The sequence below is a fragment of the Magnetospira sp. QH-2 genome (assembly GCF_000968135.1).
In the GTDB taxonomy this organism is placed as follows: Bacteria; Pseudomonadota; Alphaproteobacteria; order Rhodospirillales; family Magnetospiraceae; genus Magnetospira.
Window position 1 is genome coordinate 1,436,912 of record NZ_FO538765.1, and the last position, 16,944, is coordinate 1,453,855.

Below are 16,944 nucleotides of genomic sequence, written 5' to 3' on the forward strand. Positions count from 1 at the left end.
GGTGACAATGTTATCATTGACTCGTTGAGGGAGTCAATGACACCCTTATTTTAGGATTATTGATGGAATTCGGGAGGCGATTGTCATGGAAATGCAAAATTGTATGCATGATGGGTTGAGGGAAAATGCCGTCTCCCTGGAAATGTCCTGGCGCGAATGGGGGCTCATGGGGGGGCAATTGTTGCGCCGTGAGTTTTCCCATTGGCGATCCCAGGTCCGAATCTGGCGGCGTCGCAGGGCAGACCGTCGGCAGTTGCGGGCCCTCGGCCAACGGGACATGAAGGATATCGGCCTGGACCGTTGGCAGATCGAAGTGGAAATTCGCAAGCCATTTTGGCGCCCATAACGCGAGCACCGATTGATAACGACGCCGTTTCTTGCGTTGTCATGGGTCCGGTCTAACACGAGGCGATCTAGGACTTTTCGCGATCCAGCAACTGTCTCTTCCGCTGCAAACCCCAGCGATATCCGGTAAGCGATCCATCGGCCGCCACTACCCGGTGACATGGCACGGCCACGCCCAGCTTGTTGGCCGCACAGGCGCCCGCGACCGCTCGCACGGCCAGAGGCTGGCCCAATTGTGTCGCCAGTTGTCCGTAGGTGGTGGTCTGACCTTTGGGAATGGCGCGCAAGGCCTGCCAAACCCGCTGCTGGAATGCAGTGCCTTGAATATGCAGGGGAAGATCCAAATCGCTTCCAGGACGGTCAATGGCTGTGGCAATCTCCACCAAGGTTTCTCCAAGGTCGTCTGGATCGGCTTGCAGGACGGCCTGAGGAAAATGCTCCCTCAACCGCTGGATCAGCGCCCTGTCCGTATCCGCCAATTCGATGGCGCAGATTCCCCAATCCGTCACCCCCGCCAAAACTCGCCCGAGGAAGCAAGGGGCCGAGGCATGGCGGATGGTCAGCCCCCGTCCGCCCTGGCGATAGCGGGTCGGCGTCATGCCCAGGTGGTTGGTCAGGTTCTCATAGGCCCGGCTGCTTGACCCATATCCGGCGCCATGAATGGCTTCGGTGACACTTTTCGCTTGGTCCAGTGCCAATCGGAACCGGTCGCGCCGTTGGGCCAGGGCATATTGCTTGGGCGTCACCCCCACGTATTTTTTGAACAATCGATGAAAATGCCAGGGGCTGAGGTCCGCTTGTTCGGCCAATTGGGCCAGGGACGGGGGTGTTTCGTCCCGGCTCAGACGGCGACAGGCGCGCAGCATGGATCGATGAAGCGATTGATCTGATGTCGGGCATTCTGAATCCGGATGGCAGCGGTTGCAGGCCCTGAAACCCGCCGCGCGGGCCAGTTCCGGATTGTCAAAGAAGCGCACGTTTTCACGCTTCGGACGCCGGGAGGGACAGCCTGGGCGACAGTAGATTCCGGTGCTGGTGACGGCATAAAGGAATAGGCCACGAGCCGAGATATTCCGGTCTCGCACGGCTATCCAGCGGTCCTCGTCGAATGCATCGGTCATGACGCTATGCTACCTGCCGCAAGTGCCGCAAGCGGGCCAGGACGCGCCCATCCATGAGAGCCAGGCCCAATCCGATCAAATCCAATTCCCCACTGGGTAGCGCTCATTGTTTGTATGGCATTGGACCGGGGCGTCATGAATCAATCCTTTGGTGGTTTGTTTCTCGACTCAAGTCTAAAAGCGCGATGGTGCCACCGCACTCCGGTTCTTGCGGTGCAATTCGTCCGATATTGATTCACCCGTATGGCCGCGAGGTGATAAACTGCCGCGTCAAACGGACCGGGGAAAAAAAACAAAAGCGTCATGCCGGAATTGCAGCTTACCAAAATTTCCGGGGCAACCCTTAAAGCACGGACCATGGTCGTTTTCGTCATGGTGATTCTGATGCTGTGGAGCGTCTTTGCCTATCAGATCTTGCGCTCGCGCCAAGAGGTTCTTGATCGTTCTCAAGACCAATCCGAAAACTTCGTTGCCGCCATTGCCGCTTACACCCGTACCGTTTTTTCTTCCATCGACGGCAATCTTGGGCATTTGGCCGGGCATTTTCACGACGGAGATGGAGAAGGGCCTTTCGATCCGGATGTTGTTGAAATGCTCGGAAATATGGCCCGCCAGATGCCGGGTATCGGCTCTTTCGACGTGGTAGACAAGAATGGATTGCTTTTCCAGTCGGCCTATTTGGCATCCGACGGCTCCTATGTCTCGCAAACAAAGCAATGGGATTTGTCTGACCGTCCGTATTTCAAAATTTTCAAAGACGGCTTTCGCAATCAACCCACCAATAGGGCGCTGTATGTGGGAGAGCCACTACAGCGAAAGGGCGATAATCAATGGTTCGTGCCCCTGTCTCGGATGCGCATGGCCCGCGGCGGGGGATTCGAAGGCGTCGTTGTGGCAACGCTGGATTTGAAAAATCTGTTCGGGTTTTCCAAATCCTTCAATCTCAAAGAAGGGGAGGCCATTGCCCTTGCTCGAACAGATGGCGTGCTCTTGGGAAGGATCCCGGCTTCATGGGATTTGGTCGGTAAATCCTTTCGCCATGGCCCGCTTTTTGAAAAGCATCTCCCGCGATCGCCCACAGGCTTCTTCCGGGCTCGGGTGGTTACCGATGGGAAAGACCGCTTGGTCGCCTACAAGGCCTTGGGCGATATTCCTGTTGTGGTGACCTTTGCCAAGGACCGAAACCTTGTCCTGGCGCCTTGGTACGAGGAAAGTATCACCCTTGTGGCCATCGGTATGGTGTTGACGCTGGTAATCACTTTTGCCGCGGCGGTGATTGTTCGCCAGGCGCGGAAACTGGAGGCCAATGAATGGACCTTACGTCAGCGGGTCATTGAACGAACAAGCGAGTTGCAAACCGCCATGGATGACGCCCATGAGGCTTCAAAGGCAAAAAGCCAATTCTTGGCGCTGATGAGTCATGAATTGAGAACGCCATTGAATTCGATTATCGGCTTTTCGGAAGCCATGACCGTGGGGGCGTTTGGAACCCTTTCCAACCGATACAAGGAATATGCGGGCGATATTCACCGGGCCGGATCCCATCTGCTGACCCTGATTGATGACATTCTGGATATCTCGCGCATTGAGGTCGGCAAGCTAAGCCTCTACGAGGAGTGGTGTCCGCTTGGCCTCTTGTTGGAAGATGTCCAGCGATTGATGGTCGGCCCAGCTCAAAAGAAGAACCTGATACTGCTAATTCATAATAAGCCGACCGCCCTGGAGATCCGGGCGGATGAGCGGAGATTGAAACAGATTTTGGTCAATCTCGTTGGCAATGCCATCAAGTTCACCCCGGAGGAAGGCCGAATTGAAGTGGATCTGGCACGTACCGAGAGCGGGAATCTTCGAATCGTGGTGGCCGATACTGGGGTGGGCATAGACCGGGATGACCAGGACCGAATTCTAGAACCCTTCATTCAGGTGGACGGGGTATCGGCACGCACGCAACAGGGGGCTGGGTTGGGGCTGCCGTTAACCAAACGGCTGGTGGAGATGCATGGCGGTACGTTAGCCATCGAGAGTGTGGTTGGCGAAGGCACCCGCGTGGTATTGACGTTCCCATTCGGCCGCCTGCGGGAGGCCAGGGCTCAAGCCGCCACGTCTCGAGACACTTGATTGCCATCAATGGCTTGTCAATACTGGCCCCCCATTCCCATATGGAATCAGTTTTATGACCATCGTTGCCAAGCAAGACCTGATCGCCGCCTCTCATATTGTCTATGAGCATATGAACCCGACGCCGCAAATTCATTGGCCGTTGTTGTCGCAACGATGCGGTTGTGACGTCTGGGTTAAACACGAAAACCACACGCCCATCGGGGCGTTCAAGGTTCGGGGTGGACTGAATTACATGACCAAGCTTCGCGCCGGGCAGCCCTGTATCACCGGGGTGATCAGCGCCACGCGGGGCAATCATGGTCAAAGCCTGGCCTTGGCGGCGAGCAAGGTGGGATTGAAGGCGGTGGTGGTGGTCCCAAAAGGCAATAACCCGGAAAAGAACGCCGCCATGCGCGCCTTCGGGGCCGAATTGATCGAGCATGGCGAGGACTTCCAGGAATCCTACGACCACGCCATCAATCTGGCCTTTACCGAGGGTCTGCATCCCATTCGGGCTTTCCATGCCGATCTGGTGGCAGGGGTGGGGACCTATGGCATGGAGCTTTTCGAGGCCGTACCCGAACTGGACGAAGTTTATGTGGCGGTCGGGCAGGGGTCGGGGATTTGCGGCCTGATGTCGGCACGCAAGGCCTTGGGGGCGAAGACTCGGATTGTCGGTGTGGTCTCGGAAGCAGCGGATTGCTACGCCCGGTCGTTCGAAGCCGGCGAAATGATTTCCACGGACAGCGCCAATACCATTGCCGATGGCGTGGCCTGCCGTATCCCCGATGAAGCGGCATTGGAAAGCATCTTGGATGGCGTGGCGCGCATGGTTCGGGTCTCCGACGATGAGATCATGGCCGCCATGGCGCATTTGTTTACCGATACTCATAACCTGGCCGAAGGCGCGGGAGCCGCACCACTGGCGGCGTTGCTGAAGGAAAAAGACCAGATGACGGGGAAGAAGGTCGGGTTGATCCTGTCCGGCGGCAATGTGGACCGGATGCTGATGGCCAAAGTCTTGAACGGATAAACGATGGCATTGGAAATCCCACTCTACCAAGTCGATGCCTTTGTGACGGACAAGCCGTTTTCCGGCAATCCGGCTGCGGTCTGTCCCTTGCAGGATTGGATTGATGACGATCTGCTCCAGGGGATCGCCCTGGAAAACAATCTTTCGGAAACCGCCTATGTGGTGCCTGAGGGCGGCGAGGGCCGTTACAGGCTGCGATGGTTTACGCCCGGGGCCGAGGTCGATCTATGCGGCCATGCGACACTAGCGACGGCACGGGTGGTCTTTTCGGTTCTAAATCCCGGTCTGGACCAGGTCCGTTTCGAGACGAGAAGCGGCCCTTTGACCGTGACCCGCGGCGACGGAGACCAACTATCCATGGATTTTCCGGCCCTGCATGGCGAAACCTGCCCGCCGGACCCACTTCTATCGGAAGCATTGGGGCGGGCGCCTGAACAGGTTTTGGGCGGGATGGATTGCATGGCCGTCTATTCGGACCCCGCGTTCGTGGCCACCTTAAACCCGGATATGGCGCTTCTGCAAAAGCTGGATCGACGTGGCGTGATTGTTTCCGCGCCCAGCGATGGTCGTGATGGTGGTGGCGATTTCGTTTCACGGTTTTTTGCCCCTCGGGTCGGCGTGCCCGAGGATCCCGTGACCGGTTCGGCCCATTGCTTGTTGGCCCCGTACTGGGCGGCGCGATTGGGGAAGAATGAGCTCGACGCCCGACAACTGTCCCCAAGAGGCGGAAGGGTGATTTGTCGGGTCAAGGGGCAGCGGGTTGAACTGATTGGACGGGTCCGGCCCTTTTTGACCGGCACCATCACACTGGAAGGATGACATGACCGAGGAACTGTTTCGCGAGGACGCCTACCTCCAGGTCTGCGAGGCGCAAGTCACGGCGCACCAGGACAATGCCGTGATTATGGACCGAACGGTTTTCTACCCCACTGGCGGTGGACAGCCTGGGGATCGTGGGTATTTGATGACGGCGGCGGGAGACCGGATCGAGATTGTTGACTGCCGCAAGGATCGGGAAAGCGGCACGCATTTGCATATTTGTTCGGAAGATACGGCCCTTCCCCCGGTCGGCGAGTCCGTCACTCTGCACTTGGATTGGGAGCGCCGATACCGCCATATGCGCATGCATAGCGGCCTGCACCTGCTGTGCTCGTTGGTGGATGCACCGGTTACCGGCGGACAGGTCAGCGCCGAAAAAGGCCGCTTGGATTTCGATCTGGACCACGTGCCCGATAAAGAGGCGCTGACAGCGGCTTTGAATGATTTGGTGACTGAGAATCATCCCATCGCGTCATCTTGGATCACCGACGAAGAACTGGATGCCAATCCAGATCTGGTGCGGACCATGTCGGTACAGCCGCCACGCGGCGGCGGGCGGGTTCGTGTGATCCAGGTGACGGGCGTGGACCTTCAGCCTTGCGGCGGCACTCACGTGAAATCCACCGGCGAGATCGGCGCCTTACGCATCGGTAAGATCGAGAAAAAAGGCCGACAAAACCGCCGGATCAATATCCTGTTCGATGACTGAGCGGGTCATTGCACCAGCGGTGGATCAGGACGATCTGGGGCAGGTTCAAACGCTGTTTCGCGAATATCAGCAATGGCTGGACGTGGACTTATGTTTTCAGGGGTTCGAAGCGGAATTGCGGGGTCTGCCTGGCAAATATGCCCCGCCCGCTGGGCTGATCCTGTTAGCCCGCGTCGATGCGCTGGTGGCCGGGTGTGTGGCCTTCTGGCCCTTGGATGATCAAACCTGCGAAATGAAACGCCTTTATGTGCGTCCGCCCTGGCGGGGCAAGGGCTTGGGGCGTGAAATGGCTGTTCGCATTGTTGACGCGGCGCGGGAGGCCGGATATGAGCGCATGGTGCTGGATACGCTGGAGCGACTGACCGAGGCGCGGATGCTCTATCGTTCCCTCGGATTTCGGTCGGTTGAGGCCTATTATGACAACCCGCTGGATGGGGTCGTCTATATGGAGCGCAGGTTGTGACCTGGATCACGTCGTGTTGAATCGGGTTCGATCAAACAAGAAAAACAATTGAATACAATTGGTTATCGCCTGTCCGTCAGGGGCGATAGAACCCGACAGGTGCTATGGCGCCGCGCAGGGAAAGGACCGGGCATAAGCCATGATCATGCTTTTGATGAAAGGCAGATCCTGTGATCGGTAGCCGGTTTCCTCCATGTGCTCTTCATAGATCCGCTGCAGCATGTCCGAATTGGCATTTTCGGGCAGACAGATGCGGGGCTTGCCATTCTCCTTGGCCGCCATGATCTGGGCACCCCAGATCACACTCTCGTAGATGATGCGGCAGGTGTTGCGATCCGCCAGTTCGGAACTGTCACAAACTTCGAGGATATCCAGTCCGCTGATTGTCTCGTCGTCGGCGTTCTGGGCCAAGGCAGGGGAGGCAATCAGCAAGATCCATAGAGCAAGGAAACGAAACATAGGGGCAGCCTCTGACATTGAAAAACCGGCGGGCCGCAATCATACGACCCGCCGGAGAAAAAAGGGAGATGGGATCGAGATCAGTCCTCGACGCCCAGTTCCTCTTGAACCGTTCGGATGATCCGATGGTCATAACGCACCAGTTCTTTATTTTTATCCGGATAGTTAATATTGCTCAGGAAGAAGCGGATGGTGTTGATGCGAGCCCGCTTCTTGTCATCCGATTTGATGATGGTCCAAGGCGCATCGGCGGTGGAGGTATAGAAGAACATGTCTTCCTTGGCTTTGGTATATTCGTCCCAAAGCCCCTGGGATTCCCGGTCGACGGGACTCAGTTTCCACTGCTTCAATGGATCATGGGTCCGATTGTTGAACCGGCGTCCCTGCTCTTGCTTGCTGACCGAGAAATAGAACTTGAACATTTTCATGTCAGAGCGGATGAGGGTCCTCTCGAATTCCGGCACGGAGCGCAGGAACTCCTTGATCTGTTCCTTGGTGGCGAAATCCATCACTCGCTCGACCATGGCCCGATTGTACCAGGAGCGGTCAAATAGAACGATTTCGCCGCCAGCCGGAAGATTGGCCACATACCGTTGGAAATACCATTGGGTACGTTCGCGCTCGGTGGGTTTTTCCAACGCCACCACATGGGCGCCACGAGGATTGAGATGCTCCAAGAAGCGCTTGATCGTACCGCCCTTACCCGCCGCGTCGCGGCCTTCGAAAATGGCCAAGACACGCTCGCCATTTTCCTTCACGAAGTTCTGCATTTTCAGCAGTTCGATCTGCAACGGAGTCATGACACCAAGATAGGCGTCGATTTTCATTTTGCTCAGATCGTCCTCGCGGTCATCGACAAAAGGAATATTCTTACCCTTGTTCTTCTTCTGGGCTTTCTTGAACTTGCCGATTTCCTTGTCCGTGCCCTTTACCTTCACCTTGAATGTCTTGGCCATCTTCCCCGCCTTTTCAACTGCCGCCGCCTCGATTTCCATGAGCTCGCCTTTATTGTTGGTGGCCGCCGGTTTTTTCTTTGCGGTAGATGTGCGCCGACGCGGCTTGGGTGGGTTCAATTCGGTTTTTAAGGCGGCCTCAGCCGCATCCTCTATCATCTGAGGAATATCTTTCTTATCGCTCATCGCGTGATCCCCTGGCTGATGTCTCGATGAATCCTACTCAAGTCCTTGTCTCGAAATCGAAACATTGTTGCATGGCAACATGGATTCTTCAAGGAAAAGACTGGAAATTTCCTAGGCTTGCGGACAAGTGATTCCTGGGCGACCATAGGGTTCCACCCTCGGAGGTTCCATGGACGGCAACCTGCTTCCCATCCTGACACCGGACTTTCGCATGTGGGCCGTTATGGCCCTGGTGGTTGGAGTGTTGGTGCTCTATGTCACCGAGCGCCTGCCCATGGAGATCACCTCCATTGGTGCCATCTGTCTGTTGATGATTTTGTTTCATTTCATGCCCGTGGAGGACGGCTACGGGCGCAATAGGCTGGACGTGGCCCGACTCCTTTCCGGGTTTGCCAATCCGGCCTTGATGACCGTGCTGGGATTGCTGGTGGTGGGGCAAGCCTTGGTACGCACCGGGGTCTTGGAGTTGGGGGCGCAGATGCTGCTCAAGGCGGCCGGCGGCAATCCCTGGCTGTCTGTCGCCCTGGCCATGATCGCGGTAACTCTGATTTCTGGCGTCATGAACAATGTGCCGGTGGTGGTGATCTTCATTCCCATCCTGCAATCCATTTCCGAACGCATGAAAACGCCGCCAGGTAAGATCATGATGGGCCTGAGTTTCACGGCCGCCTTGGGCGGGTCCATGACTCTTATCGGCTCGGCGTCGAACTTATTGGTGTCCGGGGAATTGGTGGCGCTGGGCGAGGAGCCTCTCGGCTTTTTCGAGTTTGTGCTGCCCGGTGCCATGCTGGCGGCTGTGGGGTTGGTCTACGTGGTTACGGTCATGCCCTGGTTGTTGTCCGAGCGTGGGTCCCTGGCCGATCGCATCCTAGCCCATTCCAGCAAATACTTTCTGGCGCAGATTCCGGTGGGGCCAGGCAGTCTGTTGGACGGCGGCGAGGCGGTGGGGGCTGTTCTCAAGGATCTGCCGCAAGTCCGATTGCGCATGGTGATCCGCGACGATCAGGTCTATCGCCCCCCGTACCATGGCCTGACCTTAAGGCCGGGAGATTTGGTGGTGGTGGCCGGATCACGCCAGGCCTTGACGGCGGTGCAGTCCAAGGAGCCGGGGTTGTTGCGGCCACCGGGATTTCATGATCATGAGCCGCCGGAAAGCATTGAAGAAGTGTTGCACGACGCGGATCGGGCGTTGGCCGAGATTATGGTTCCGCCAGGATCGAGTCTGCTTCGCCGTCGCATCGGGCGGGCCGGGTTTCAAGTGCGCAGCCGTTGCGCGGTGTTGGGAATCCGGCGACGGGATGTGGTGTTTCGCAGCCGTTTGTCCGAAATTCCCATGGAAGTGGGGGATGTCCTGCTGGTTCAGGGGCGAGCCGAGGATGTGGAAAACCTCCGGGATGATCCCGATGTGGTGCTGATGTCGGGTTCCCGCGAGCGATTGCCCAATCAAACCGGGGCGCGGCGGACGTTGATGATCTTTCTGGCCGTGGTCTTGTCGGCGGCGACAGGACTTGTGCCGGTGGCTGTAGCTGCCCTGTGCGGCGCGGCGGCGGTGGTGGTGATGGAAGTTCTGAATGTGCAGCAGGCCTCCCGTGCCCTGGACGCGCGGATCATCACCGTGATCCCAGCCACTCTGGCTCTTGGCGTGGCCTTACAGGAAACCGGCGCGGCGGCGCTGATGGCTCATACGTTGATCGACATGGTACGCGGCGCGGGGCCGCTGGTCGTGCTGTCGGGGTTCTTCATCGTCATGGCCTTGTTGGCCAACATCATCGGCTCCAATGCCTCGGCGGTGCTTTTCACGCCCATCGCCATTGGTTTGGCCAAGGAAATGGGTGGCGACGTGCATCTTTATGCCATTGCCGTTGTGATGGCCGCCAACTGCGCCTTTGCCACCCCCACCGGCTATCAGACCAGCCTTTTGGTCATGGGGCCGGGGCACTATCGATACATGGATTTTCCTCGGGCGGGACTTCCGTTGATCTTGTTGCTGTGGTTGACCTTTACAGGGTATGTGGCCTTCGCAATTTCTTGACGTCCGGGCTGCAAACGGGGAGACTGCGCGCTTTCTCGCCGCCGCGCAAAACGGAGCCTCTCCATGAGCAATCTCTCCCTGGCCAAAGACAAGATCCGCATTCTTCTGTTGGAAGGGATTCATCAAAACGCGGTGACGTTGTTCAAATCCCATGGCTATCGCAACGTGGAATTGCTGCCCGGCGCTTTGGACGGAGAGGAACTGAAGGCCAAAATCGCCGACGCCCATATGATCGGCATCCGCTCGCGCACCAAGCTGACCGCCGAGATGCTGGAGGCCGCGGACAAGCTCATGGCCATCGGCTGTTTCTGTATCGGCACCAATCAGGTGGCGTTGGAAGCGGCACGGGACAAAGGCGTGCCGGTATTCAATGCGCCCTATTCCAATACCCGCTCGGTGGCCGAGCTGGTGATCGCCGAGATCATCATGCTGGCCCGGGGCATCCCCCACAAGGATCGTCTGTGCCACCAGGGCGGCTGGCTGAAGACCGCCGACGGATCCTATGAGGTGCGCGGCAAGGTGCTGGGCATCATCGGCTACGGCCATATCGGTAGCCAGGTCTCGGTGCTGGCCGAGTCCATGGGTATGAAGGTGCGCTATTTCGATATCATCGACAAACTGCCCCTGGGTAACGCCGCGCCCTGCGACAGCATGGAAGAGCTGTTGGAGATTTCCGACTATGTGACGTTGCAGGTGCCGGCCACGCCGCAGACCAAGAACATGTTCCGACGCGAACAGATCCGCGCCATGAAGCCGGGCTCCATTCTGCTCAATCTGGCGCGCGGCAATGTGGTCGATATCGATGCCCTGACCGAGGCGCTCGAAGACGGCCATCTGCGCGGCGCCGCCATCGACGTGTTCCCCAAGGAACCGGCGTCGAAAGACGAGGAGTTCATCTCCCCCTTGCGCGGTCAGCCCAATGTGATTCTGACGCCCCATGTGGGGGGCTCGACCCAGGAAGCCCAGGCCAACATCGGCAACGAAGTGGCCGACAAATTGGTGCGCTACTCCGACAACGGTTCGACCCTGGGCGCGGTGAATTTCGTCGAGGTGTCCCTGCCGGTGCAGGAAGGCGTAACACGGTTCTTGCATATCCACCGCAACGTGCCGGGCGTGTTGGCCCACATCAACGAAGTCTTCTCGTCGCGGGGCCTGAACATCGCCGGTCAGTACTTGATGACCGACGGCGAGGTCGGGTACGTGGTGGTGGATATCAGCGGCGATATCGAAGCCGGCATGGGGGTCCGAAAAGGCCTGGAAGCCATCGAGGGTACGATCCGTACGCGGTTCTTGAAGTAAGGCGTTCCCCAAACGAAAACGACGGCCTTTTCGGGCCGCCGCTCTGTTTAAGATCGTCGATCGCCTCAGGCGGTCTTGTTCCGCCGACGCACCCAGGCCAGACCGGCCAGACCGGCGCCGAACAGGCCCAGCGAGGCGGGCTCGGGAACCACATTCTGTTCGCCGTGAATGACAAAGCTCAGATTGTCGGAATAGCCATCGTTGTCGGACCCGGAGTAACGCCGGGCGGTAAACAGGATATCGACGGAGCGGGTGAGTTCCGGAATGTAGTTGAACACTGATTCGAACACCATGCCGGTACGGTATCCACGTTGACCCGCCAGTACCGACCCGACGTTCCACTGACCCAATAAACTACCCGCTTCATCACGGAAGCTTGCATACAAGGTCGTGTTGTCATTTTGGCTGCCATATCCACCGAAGTAACCCGACAGGTCGGCGCCGGTCGTACCCATGTCAATGGCATCGGACCAGGCGGAAACATCGATGCTCTGGGCGGCGGTCGCGGAGCCGCTGTAACCGCCCCAGAAGAAAACGTTGCCCGCGTCCGGCGTGGGACGTCCAACGCCCCAATTGCCGTAACCGCTCACGCTCATGCCGCTGACGGTCCAACCGTCCATCCAGCCTGAAGGCCCATATATTTCACCGCTACCGTTGTAGATCAGGTTGTCGGAGACGATGGCGGTGGCCTTGGATTCGTTGCCATAGGCCAACACGGCGGCGGCCATCAGGGCGATCTTTCCAATTTTTTTCAGCATGTGTTTTTCCCCAGGAAGGTTGGATTTCTTCATTGGGGGAATAAAAAGCAATCAATGTGCCAATTACGTTATTTCAATGAGTTATGGTGGTTACCCCTAATTATAATGGGGGTAAATGTTAAGGATTTCGACATACCCAAAAGTGTAAATGTGGCCAACCATTCTGTGGATGGGGCGCTTGAAGACAAGGCTTATTGAGCCACCCAGCCGCCATCCACGTTGAGGGTCGTGCCGGTGATCTGTTCGGCACCGGGGCTACAGAGGAACAGGGCTGTCTCGCCAATCTGTTCTGGGGTGACGAACTGCTTGGAAGGCTGCTTTTCGGTTAGCAGTTCGGTGGCGGCCTGTTCAAAGCTTTTGCCTTCGTTGGCGGCCCGCACTTCGATTTGCTGCCGGACCAAGGGGGTCAGCACCCAACCGGGGCAGATGGCATTGCAGGTGATGGAGGTTTCCGCCGTCTCCAGACCCACCACTTTGGTCAATCCGATGAGCCCGTGTTTTGCGGCCACGTACCCCGCCTTGTTGGCCGAGGCCACCTGGCCATGGGCCGAGGCGATATTGATGATGCGGCCCCAATGGCGCGATCTCATGCCGGGCATGGCGGCCTTGATGGCGTGAAACGCCGCCGACAGATTGATCGCCAGGACCGCATCCCATTTCTCATCGGGAAAGTCCTGCACCGGCGAGACAAACTGGATACCCGCATTGTTGACCAGAATATCGACGGCACCGAACGCGTCTTCCGCCTCATGCACCATGGCCCGGATCTCGTCCGGACGACTCATATCCGCCGGGGAGTATCGACATTGGATGCCATGATGATCGGCCAGGCGGGCCCGCAGCGCTTCGATGTCCGACGCCTCGCCGAAGCCGTTGAGCATGACATTGACACCTGCCGCGGCCAGACATTCGGCGACTCCTTGGCCGATACCGCTGGTGGATCCGGTAACGATGGCTGATTTTCCGCGCATGACGTTTATCTCCCAGTCTGGTCGGTCCCATACGACAAGAGTTAGGATATCAGGTGCGGAACCTGGGGGGCTAAGGGAAATTGGGTGTACAATGAAACTGTTTTTGACTGTGGTTCGATCCCATGGAGCCGAGATGTCGCGGCGAAGTTTCCTTCTGGTCCTGGTCATCCTATGGGGCCTCATTCCGCGCCAAGCCCACGGCGCGCCCGCCGCCGATCTTTGGCCTCGTTGGCAGGCCTTCGACCCGGACGCCCATGGGACCGTCGACCATGCGCCTTGGGGCCGGTTTCTTGAACGCTATCTTCGGCCCGGCGCGGATGGCATCACCCGCGTGGCCTATGCCCAGGTGACCGCCCCGGACAAAGAGCGGCTCAGTCGATATGTGGCAGGGATGGCATCCATACCGGTAAGCCGCCTTCATCGAGACGAACAACAGGCATTCTGGATCAACTTGTACAACGCCCTGACCATCAAGGTGGTGCTGGACCATTTCCCGGTGGAAAGCATCCTCGATATCGATATCTCACCGGGCTTTTTCACAAACGGGCCTTGGGGGAAAAAACTGCTGGAGATCGAAGGGGAGGCGCTGTCCCTTGACGACATGGAGCATCGAATTCTGCGCCCCATCTGGCGCGATCCCAGACTTCATTATGCCTTGAACTGCGCGTCGGTGGGATGCCCGAATTTGCAAGCGACCCCCTATAGCGCGATCCATATGGAGGCCATGCTGGATGACGCCGCGCGCCAGTTCATCAATCACCCGCGGGGCGCCCGGGTTGATCAGGGGCGCCTGACAGTGTCAAGCATCTACGTATGGTTCAAAAGCGATTTCGGCGGTGCGGACGAGGGTGTTCTGGCCCATCTGCGACGCTATGCCGCACCGGGCCTGAAAGCGAATCTCTCCTCCATCAAGGCGATCGCCGACGATGACTATGATTGGTCGCTCAATGGCGCGGACCGGCCATAAGAGTCGGATTCAAAAGTATTCCTTTGATCTTGAGGGCGTATATTTCCGCTCTGGCGGCGTCAAGACCTCCTAACGGGGCGCCGCCCCGTGTCGTCGGCCTTTCCTGGCCAGATCAAAAATCTACTGCCTTGATATCTAAAGGATACTTTTAAAACCGCCTCTAAGAGAAACGGAAAGGAGATTTGGTGGAGCCGAGGTCCCCTGCCAAGCATCAATATCAGTGGATAATTTAGGGGTCACGGCGGTTGATCGGGCTCAATCGGACCGGATCAAGGCCACCCGTGCTCCCGGTCGACGTTGTTTGATTTCTTGGGGCAGGGTTTTTCCGACCCTCGATTTGCCCCCTAAAGAGCGCCTGACCATACGGCAAAATACATTTCCTTTCCGCGCGAGCCGGCCCCGGGAAAACGCCAGTGGCAGCGATAGCCTTGCCAAGTCGGCGGGTCGCGTTTCGCTTGTCTCCCCCCTATCGATTAGATTTAAGCCAAATAGGAAAGATTTGGGGAATATATTGATGGATCAGGCGTTGTCACGATAGACTGAACCGAAACAACTTGTGCCAAAACATCATGGTCAAGACAAACAGCAGATTTTCCAATGCGTCCCGCCATCCGAAGCATATGACCCGCAAGGGCATATTGTTGGCCACGGCCAGTATCCTGGTCATGGGATTAGCCGGAGCGCCAATCGGCATCAGCGATGATGGTGATTTATCATGGTCGGTGGCCATGGCCGAGGAAGCCTCATGCTTCGTGGCCGGAACGATGATTCTCCTGAGTGACGGGACGACAAAGCCAATTGAAAAGATTGTCAAAGGGGATCTGGTCCAGGGTGTGGGCGGTAGCGTCAACACCGTGATCGGTATCGAACGGCGCCCCCTAGGCTCCCGATCCTTATTCGCGATCAATAGCAGTCCCCCATTTGTCACGGCGGAACACCCCTTCCTGACGCCGGCCGGATGGAAATCCATTGATCCAATTGCGACCCGACGCGAAAACCCGGCTTTGTCGGTTAAAACCTTGCGCCCCGGAGATCTGCTGGTGGTCAGCGAAGTGGGCTCCAATACAGTCGTGGAAGAAGGCAATTTGGCCTTGGTTGCGAATGCGGCGGTGGAACGATTGCACTTGATTGTCGCGATCACCGAAATCGAATCCCCGTGGTCGGAGATGCCCGTCTTCAACTTACTTCTGGATGGCGATCATACCTATATTGCCGACGGATTTGTCGTCCACAACAAGGAGAACGAAGACAGCGAAGATAGTAGCGATGACGATGATAGCGATGACGGCGGCGATGACGGCGGCGATGACGGCGGCGATGACGGTGGCGATGACGGCGGCGATGACGGTGGCGATGACGGTGGCGATGACGACGGCGGCGATGATGGTGGCGATGACGACGGCGGCGATGATGGCCGCGATGAAGGCGAGGGAGATGGGCCTGACGAAACCGATGAAGTCGACGAAACCGATGAAACCGATGAAACCGACGGGGATAACGCGGAAGATGCGCCGGATGCCCCCGATGCTCCAGATTCCCCCGATACGCCGGATGCCGACGGTACCGCTCCCGCAGATACGGGCGAAGGAGCCGCGGATACCGGGAATGACACGGGACCGGAAACTATCGGCGATCTCGTCGGCTCGCCAACCGGGGAAAGCCTATCCGCTGGCGAGGAGGCGGATGCCATCAGCAGTGGGTGGCAGTAACCCCGGGAAAGGCCATCGCGCCGTAAATTCATAAATAATGACCGGTTACGCACCCGTGCGGCACAAGAAATCGGGCGACCGAGGATTTCGTATTATTTCGGCGATTTCACGGCCTCTCCGACATCCCGCCAGTCTTTGCGGCCCAAGCGGCAGGCCGTCTTTCTCAATATCGCCGTCTGTCCGTCGATATCTCGGCGAAGCAGGTATTTCCGGCAGTAAAATCCTTTGGCTGTCCGATAAGTGCGCAAGGGAACAACCGTTTGAGAGGCATGCTTTCCAAGGCCTTGCCATCGACCAGGAGCCTCGCTCCCATTGTTTTCCAAGACCTCCCCAATGTGCAAGGCCATCGCCGTTTCCTCCATGGGGTCGAGGCGGGGTAAAGACCGTTCCGCGGCCAATAGACGCAAGGTGCTGTCACCCTTGTTGCTACGATGGAAGTCGCGCTTCATCACGAAATGGCCCACAGAGGGGGCATAGTACCAAGCCCTGCTCCCGTAGAATCGACCAGTTTTGGAGCTATGACGGTGGCAGAGCAATTCAATGGCCTCGACCGGTCCCCAGATCATCTCGAGCTCCATCGAATCGCCGACGGAACAGACCCAATTGCCGGTGAATTCCCGTTCGTTTCCCGTCTCACTGTCGAAAAGGGTCCCCGAATAGGAAAAACGGTCCCATTTTCCAGGTATCAATGGCCAAATCGCGTCATGTTCGACCGATATATGCTTTAGCGCCGCTCGGCGTTTGTTGTAGGTCCAGGAGAGATAAGGCGCGGCGGGGCTGGCATGGGAGACGAAGCGAAATCCGTTCGACCGCCGCCAGGTGATCTTGGCCCCATCAACGGCCTTGACGGTTTCGCTCTTACCGTTGTCATAGATGAACTTGTCGCCAACGCGATAGTCCGGCAGGGGCACCGGATCAAATGTCGGATCAGGGGTGCGAAAGGTCTGGCAAGCCGACAGACTCAGGAGAAAGACCAGGCCCAGGCCCATGGTTGTTGATCGCGTTCCGACGCGCCTGTTT

Annotated in this window: 16 protein-coding genes; 10 read left to right on the top strand and 6 right to left on the bottom strand. The window is 57.7% G+C overall.

Annotated features, from left to right (window positions below; translation table 11 throughout):
• Positions 1 to 85 precede the first annotated feature (85 nt).
• Positions 86 to 346 carry a DUF1127 domain-containing protein gene (locus MGMAQ_RS21275; RefSeq protein WP_046020942.1) on the top strand — a complete coding sequence of 87 codons (261 nt, stop codon included), beginning with the start codon at positions 86 to 88 and terminating at the stop codon, positions 344 to 346.
• Positions 347 to 413: 67 nt separating this feature from the next.
• Here MGMAQ_RS21275 and ada read toward each other — a convergent pair whose 3' ends face one another.
• Positions 414 to 1,466 carry a bifunctional DNA-binding transcriptional regulator/O6-methylguanine-DNA methyltransferase Ada gene (gene ada, locus MGMAQ_RS06725; protein ID WP_046020943.1) on the bottom strand — a complete coding sequence of 351 codons (1,053 nt, stop codon included), beginning with the start codon at positions 1,464 to 1,466 and terminating at the stop codon, positions 414 to 416.
• A 357-nt stretch (positions 1,467 to 1,823) separates the two neighbouring features.
• On the opposite strand from ada, the gene MGMAQ_RS19445 reads away from it, so the two are divergent.
• From MGMAQ_RS19445 to MGMAQ_RS06750, 5 genes are read left to right on the top strand one after another with little or no spacing between them, the layout of a single operon-like run.
• Entirely contained in the window at positions 1,824 to 3,584 is a 1,761-nt protein-coding gene (locus MGMAQ_RS19445; protein WP_158498801.1) for a hybrid sensor histidine kinase/response regulator, read from the top strand.
• 55 nt (positions 3,585 to 3,639) lie between these two features.
• Positions 3,640 to 4,599 (top strand): threonine dehydratase, encoded by a 960-nt coding sequence (locus tag MGMAQ_RS06735; protein WP_046020944.1) that lies wholly within the window; start codon positions 3,640 to 3,642, stop codon positions 4,597 to 4,599.
• A 3-nt stretch (positions 4,600 to 4,602) separates the two neighbouring features.
• On the top strand, positions 4,603 to 5,418 hold the full coding sequence (locus tag MGMAQ_RS06740; protein ID WP_198409168.1) for a PhzF family phenazine biosynthesis protein: 816 nt from the start codon (positions 4,603 to 4,605) through the stop codon (positions 5,416 to 5,418).
• A gap of 1 nt (position 5,419) precedes the next feature.
• Positions 5,420 to 6,127, top strand: coding sequence for an alanyl-tRNA editing protein (locus MGMAQ_RS06745; protein ID WP_046020945.1), 708 nt, complete (start codon positions 5,420 to 5,422; stop codon positions 6,125 to 6,127).
• On the top strand, positions 6,120 to 6,590 hold the full coding sequence (locus MGMAQ_RS06750) for a GNAT family N-acetyltransferase (protein ID WP_046020946.1): 471 nt from the start codon (positions 6,120 to 6,122) through the stop codon (positions 6,588 to 6,590). The genes MGMAQ_RS06745 and MGMAQ_RS06750 overlap by 8 nt, the downstream gene beginning before the upstream one ends.
• Before the next feature lie 102 nt (positions 6,591 to 6,692).
• Here the strand turns inward: MGMAQ_RS06750 and MGMAQ_RS06755 are convergent, their stop codons facing one another.
• Positions 6,693 to 7,049: a hypothetical protein gene (locus tag MGMAQ_RS06755; protein ID WP_046020947.1), complete on the bottom strand. Its 357-nt coding sequence runs from the start codon at positions 7,047 to 7,049 to the stop codon at positions 6,693 to 6,695.
• A gap of 80 nt (positions 7,050 to 7,129) precedes the next feature.
• Positions 7,130 to 8,188: a polyphosphate kinase 2 gene (ppk2, locus tag MGMAQ_RS06760; RefSeq protein WP_052716194.1), complete on the bottom strand. Its 1,059-nt coding sequence runs from the start codon at positions 8,186 to 8,188 to the stop codon at positions 7,130 to 7,132.
• A gap of 169 nt (positions 8,189 to 8,357) precedes the next feature.
• Between ppk2 and MGMAQ_RS06765 the strand changes: the two genes are divergently transcribed.
• Together MGMAQ_RS06765 and serA are read left to right on the top strand one after the other, a co-directional pair.
• Entirely contained in the window at positions 8,358 to 10,220 is a 1,863-nt protein-coding gene (locus tag MGMAQ_RS06765) for an SLC13 family permease (RefSeq protein WP_052716195.1), read from the top strand.
• A gap of 63 nt (positions 10,221 to 10,283) precedes the next feature.
• Positions 10,284 to 11,519 carry a phosphoglycerate dehydrogenase gene (gene serA, locus MGMAQ_RS06770; RefSeq protein ID WP_046020948.1) on the top strand — a complete coding sequence of 412 codons (1,236 nt, stop codon included), beginning with the start codon at positions 10,284 to 10,286 and terminating at the stop codon, positions 11,517 to 11,519.
• A 65-nt stretch (positions 11,520 to 11,584) separates the two neighbouring features.
• Here the strand turns inward: serA and MGMAQ_RS06775 are convergent, their stop codons facing one another.
• Together MGMAQ_RS06775 and MGMAQ_RS06780 are read right to left on the bottom strand one after the other, a co-directional pair.
• Positions 11,585 to 12,277, bottom strand: coding sequence for a PEP-CTERM sorting domain-containing protein (locus MGMAQ_RS06775; protein WP_052716196.1), 693 nt, complete (start codon positions 12,275 to 12,277; stop codon positions 11,585 to 11,587).
• 191 nt (positions 12,278 to 12,468) lie between these two features.
• Positions 12,469 to 13,248 (bottom strand): 3-hydroxybutyrate dehydrogenase, encoded by a 780-nt coding sequence (locus MGMAQ_RS06780; RefSeq protein WP_173427166.1) that lies wholly within the window; start codon positions 13,246 to 13,248, stop codon positions 12,469 to 12,471.
• Between the two features lie 133 nt (positions 13,249 to 13,381).
• Between MGMAQ_RS06780 and MGMAQ_RS06785 the strand changes: the two genes are divergently transcribed.
• Complete coding sequence (locus MGMAQ_RS06785; protein WP_046020949.1) at positions 13,382 to 14,215, top strand: DUF547 domain-containing protein; 834 nt, start codon at positions 13,382 to 13,384, stop codon at positions 14,213 to 14,215.
• 569 nt (positions 14,216 to 14,784) lie between these two features.
• Positions 14,785 to 15,924 (top strand): Hint domain-containing protein, encoded by a 1,140-nt coding sequence (locus tag MGMAQ_RS06790; RefSeq protein ID WP_148560876.1) that lies wholly within the window; start codon positions 14,785 to 14,787, stop codon positions 15,922 to 15,924.
• 92 nt (positions 15,925 to 16,016) lie between these two features.
• On the opposite strand, the gene MGMAQ_RS06795 is transcribed toward MGMAQ_RS06790, so the two are convergent.
• On the bottom strand, positions 16,017 to 16,913 hold the full coding sequence (locus tag MGMAQ_RS06795; RefSeq protein WP_046020950.1) for a hypothetical protein: 897 nt from the start codon (positions 16,911 to 16,913) through the stop codon (positions 16,017 to 16,019).
• Positions 16,914 to 16,944: the final 31 nt, after the last annotated feature.

Coding starts and splice junctions, on each gene's coding strand:
- MGMAQ_RS06755 (WP_046020947.1), bottom strand. CDS start 7,049: ATGTTTCGTTTCCTTGCTCTATGGATCTTGCTGATTGCCTCCCCTGCC.
- MGMAQ_RS21275 (WP_046020942.1), top strand. CDS start 86: ATGGAAATGCAAAATTGTATGCATGATGGGTTGAGGGAAAATGCCGTC.
- MGMAQ_RS06795 (WP_046020950.1), bottom strand. CDS start 16,913: ATGGGCCTGGGCCTGGTCTTTCTCCTGAGTCTGTCGGCTTGCCAGACC.
- MGMAQ_RS06765 (WP_052716195.1), top strand. CDS start 8,358: ATGGACGGCAACCTGCTTCCCATCCTGACACCGGACTTTCGCATGTGG.
- ppk2 (WP_052716194.1), bottom strand. CDS start 8,188: ATGAGCGATAAGAAAGATATTCCTCAGATGATAGAGGATGCGGCTGAG.
- MGMAQ_RS06780 (WP_173427166.1), bottom strand. CDS start 13,248: ATGCGCGGAAAATCAGCCATCGTTACCGGATCCACCAGCGGTATCGGC.
- MGMAQ_RS06745 (WP_046020945.1), top strand. CDS start 5,420: ATGACCGAGGAACTGTTTCGCGAGGACGCCTACCTCCAGGTCTGCGAG.
- MGMAQ_RS06735 (WP_046020944.1), top strand. CDS start 3,640: ATGACCATCGTTGCCAAGCAAGACCTGATCGCCGCCTCTCATATTGTC.
- MGMAQ_RS06750 (WP_046020946.1), top strand. CDS start 6,120: ATGACTGAGCGGGTCATTGCACCAGCGGTGGATCAGGACGATCTGGGG.
- serA (WP_046020948.1), top strand. CDS start 10,284: ATGAGCAATCTCTCCCTGGCCAAAGACAAGATCCGCATTCTTCTGTTG.
- MGMAQ_RS19445 (WP_158498801.1), top strand. CDS start 1,824: ATGGTCGTTTTCGTCATGGTGATTCTGATGCTGTGGAGCGTCTTTGCC.
- MGMAQ_RS06775 (WP_052716196.1), bottom strand. CDS start 12,277: ATGCTGAAAAAAATTGGAAAGATCGCCCTGATGGCCGCCGCCGTGTTG.
- MGMAQ_RS06785 (WP_046020949.1), top strand. CDS start 13,382: ATGTCGCGGCGAAGTTTCCTTCTGGTCCTGGTCATCCTATGGGGCCTC.
- ada (WP_046020943.1), bottom strand. CDS start 1,466: ATGACCGATGCATTCGACGAGGACCGCTGGATAGCCGTGCGAGACCGG.
- MGMAQ_RS06740 (WP_198409168.1), top strand. CDS start 4,603: ATGGCATTGGAAATCCCACTCTACCAAGTCGATGCCTTTGTGACGGAC.
- MGMAQ_RS06790 (WP_148560876.1), top strand. CDS start 14,785: ATGGTCAAGACAAACAGCAGATTTTCCAATGCGTCCCGCCATCCGAAG.